Genomic DNA, 3487 nt, shown 5'->3' on the forward strand with positions numbered 1-3487 from the left:
TTAAATGACTCCGCCGTTAAAATCAGTATTACAAAACTTGCTGATAGCAGCACAGCAATGGTTATTTATGCACAGCCCGAATTCGCTTTTGACGCACGCTCCCCTGTACTACAAAAATTAGCCAAAGATGGCTGGTTTTGGGGAGTCATCAAAGAGTGCCGAAGTTTATACAAAGATGTAGTCGTTTCTGCCATTGCATTAGGCGTATTATCAATTGCGATGCCGCTTTTTGTTATGAATGTGTATGACCGTGTTGTACCCAATCATGCAGTAGAAACCCTATGGGTGCTGGCAAGCGGTGTTTTAATTGCACTCACCGCAGATTTTATTTTACGGTTAGTTCGAAGTTACTTTGTGGAGCTGGCAGCAAGTCGTATTGATGTCAAAGTTTCAGCTGTCATTATGGAACGCGTACTTGGCATGAAACTAAAAAACCGCCCCGCTTCTGCAGGTTCGTTTGCAAGTAATATTCAATCATTTGAAGCGGTCAGAGGCTTCTTTAGCTCTATGACCCTTATTGCGCTTGTCGATTTACCTTTTGTTTTACTCTATTTAATCGTAATCGCTATTATTGGCGTCGAATTAAGCTTACCAATAATCGTCGGGGCTTTGATATTACTCTGTTACGCATTAGCAGCCCACCGAAAGCTTGAAAGCCTCTCAGAGCAAACAATGAAAGCAAGCTCTATGCGCAATGCAATTTTAGTTGAAAGCTTAACTAATATTGAAGATGTAAAAAGCTTTCATAGTGAGTGTAAAACTCAGTCCAATTGGGAGAAAATCAACAATTTACATTGCTCGCGTTAACGCGCAAAGCCGCTTAATTTCATCTTCTATCAGCAATGCAGGTTCATGGGTTCAGCAATGTGTTGGGGTCATAATTATGATGGTTGGCGTACATCTCATTATTTCCGGTGACCTCACTCAAGGAGGGCTCATTGCAGCCTACTTACTTTCGTCGCGTACTATGGCTCCAATTACCCAATCTGCTGCTGTGCTAGCTCAGTTTCATCATGCCGCAATTGCAATGCATTCACTCAATGAAATTATGGATAATGAAGTTGAACGCCCAGCCGGCAAGCACTGGCTAAGTCACCCTGTACTACTGGGTGATATTGAATTTAATGATGTTCGGTTTAAGTACTCTCAAGAAAGCAATGAAGCATTAAGTGGTGTTAGCTTTAAAATAAAGTCTGGTGAAAAAGTAGCGATTCTTGGTCGCAATGGCTCTGGTAAAAGCACAATTGAAAAATTAATTCTCGGCCTGTATGAACCAACTTCTGGCAGTATCTTAATAGATAATAATGATATCCATCAGATCGATCCTGCCGAGTTACGACATAACATTGGCTATGTACCACAAACAATTTCTTTATTTTTTGGCACCCTTAAAGACAATATCACCCTTAGTGCATGGCATGCTGAAGATGAGCAAATTTTATCTGCGTGTCAACAAAGCCAATTATTTGAGTTAATAAACTCACACCCAGATGGTTTTGACCTACAAGTGGGTGAACAAGGCCGGCTACTTTCTGGCGGGCAGCGCCAAGCTGTTGGGATTGCACGTGCGCTTCTGAACAATCCGCCCATCTTACTGATGGATGAACCCACATCAGCACTTGATCACAATAGCGAAAGTAAAATTATTAACAATATCAAGCGCAACTGCCAAGAGAAGACCCTAATTGTCGTCACTCACAGAACCTCATTACTCGAGCTGGTAGACCGCATCATTGTACTTGATAACGGCAAAGTGGTTGCTGATGGCCCCAAGGCACAGGTGTTATCGGCTTTAAATAACCATACAGTAGGAAAAGTATCATGAGTAATAAAAACTTACCTATTGAACAGCGCTCATTTGAACATCTAAACAAGGTGCTGGAAAAGCAAAAAGCAAAACGTCCCTCTATTTTCTCTAAGCTTTTTTCCGGTTGGTTATCACCGCCAAATAGTCAAGACTGGGTCGTTGACGCACAATGGGAAAAAATGCAGCAACAACCAGCAAGTGCCCGATTACTGCTTTACATTATCTGTATCAGTATTGTTGCGCTTATTGTTTGGTCGGGATTTGCTCACCTTGATGAAGTAGCCAGAGGAGAAGGCCGTGTAATCCCATCTCACAAATTGCAAATAGTGCAGTCGTACGATGGTGGTATGGTCGAGCAGATATTTGTACGTGAAGGACAAGTTGTTAATGCAGGTGATGTTTTAATAAAAATTGATCCCACACGGTTTATTTCTTCATTTAGAGAAAACCAAGCTAAGGTACTGTCTTTGACTGCTAAAGTTGAGCGATTAAAAGCTCTTACGCAAAAAAAACCTCTGCTATTTGCTGCCAGCTTGATAGAGCAAGCACCGGACGCGGTTCTACATGAACAAGCTATTTTTGAAAGCAGTAACAAAGAACTGGAGCAACAGGTTACCATTCATAAACGCCAATTAGAGCAGCGTCGACAAGATTATGCCGAAGCTAGGGCTGCATTACAGCAACACACGAATTCATTGAGTTTAGCTAACCGAGAGTTAGCAGTAACTCGCCCCCTACTTCGCACAGGTGCGGTATCAGACATAGATATAATTCGCTTAGAGCGCCAAATTGTTGAACATACAGGTGAAATAAATCGAACAAAAGCGGCAATAAATCGTAGCCTATCAGCTATAAATGAAGCAAAAAACAAAGTCACCGAAGTTGAGCTTGCCATGATAAATCGCTGGAGTAATGAGCTATCAGAAGCCTTACTCAGGCTTGATGCAATGAAAGAAACTGAGTCTGGACTTGCTGATAAAGTTGCACAAACGGATATTCGCTCCCCCGTCAATGGAACGGTTCAACGCCTATTAGTCAACACAGTTGGCGGAGTACTCCAACCTGGCAGCGACGCAATTGAAATTATTCCACTCGATGATCAATTGGTTGTTGAAGCTAAAATTCTACCTAAAGACATTGCTTTTTTACGCCCAGGTCAAGCTGCAATGATTAAATTTAGTGCTTATGATTTTGCGATCTATGGCGGCTTAGAGGCTGAAGTTACTCATATCAGCGCTGATACGATTACAGATGACAGAGACAATACATTTTACTTAGTGCAGCTTAAAACAAATCGTAATCACTTTGCAGACAACCTAACCATCATTCCGGGAATGACTACACAAGTCGATATTATTACCGGTAAAAAAACGGTTCTTGAGTATTTATTCAAACCAATTTTGCGTGCAACGTCGCTGGCAATGAGTGAACGCTAGCGGGCTTTTTAATGGAGTAATCATGCGTCGCAGTATTTTTATTACACAAGATGACTTGCAATCGCCTCACTGGCTAAGTGCATTTCCAAATTGCGTAATTCAGACAGCCTGCCCTAAGAAATTATTAGCAGACACATTAGTCTGGTTACTTGCAGACTCTGCGGATTGGCAAGTGCAGCTACAAAAATTAACCGCAACCATGAGGTGCTGGAGTCTTGTGTCCCAGTTACCAGGTATGACCGCT

3 protein-coding genes and 1 pseudogene are annotated in these 3487 nt (G+C 42.0%); all 4 read left to right on the forward strand.

What is annotated here, in order from left to right; translation table 11 throughout:
* Window positions 1–807, forward strand: an 807-nt coding sequence (locus ACXAC4_RS21140) for an ABC transporter transmembrane domain-containing protein (protein ID WP_475165159.1), incomplete at its 5' end; no start/stop codon positions are given.
* Window positions 749–1825, forward strand: coding sequence for an ATP-binding cassette domain-containing protein (locus ACXAC4_RS21145; protein WP_475165161.1), 1077 nt, complete (start codon window positions 749–751; stop codon window positions 1823–1825). The genes ACXAC4_RS21140 and ACXAC4_RS21145, both read left to right, overlap by 59 nt.
* On the forward strand, window positions 1822–3243 hold the full coding sequence (locus ACXAC4_RS21150) for an HlyD family type I secretion periplasmic adaptor subunit (protein ID WP_475165162.1): 1422 nt from the start codon (window positions 1822–1824) through the stop codon (window positions 3241–3243). Before ACXAC4_RS21145 ends, ACXAC4_RS21150 begins: the two co-directional genes overlap by 4 nt.
* A 22-nt stretch (window positions 3244–3265) precedes the next feature.
* A pseudogene (locus ACXAC4_RS21155) lies at window positions 3266–3487 on the forward strand (hypothetical protein); the annotation flags it as partial.

Source organism: Pseudoalteromonas sp. AWM4_233 (genome assembly GCF_056158285.1).

Bases quoted from the DNA above. Each gene is read 5' to 3' on its own strand.
- ACXAC4_RS21150 (WP_475165162.1), top strand. From the start codon at position 1,822: ATGAGTAATAAAAACTTACCTATTGAACAGCGCTCATTTGAACATCTA.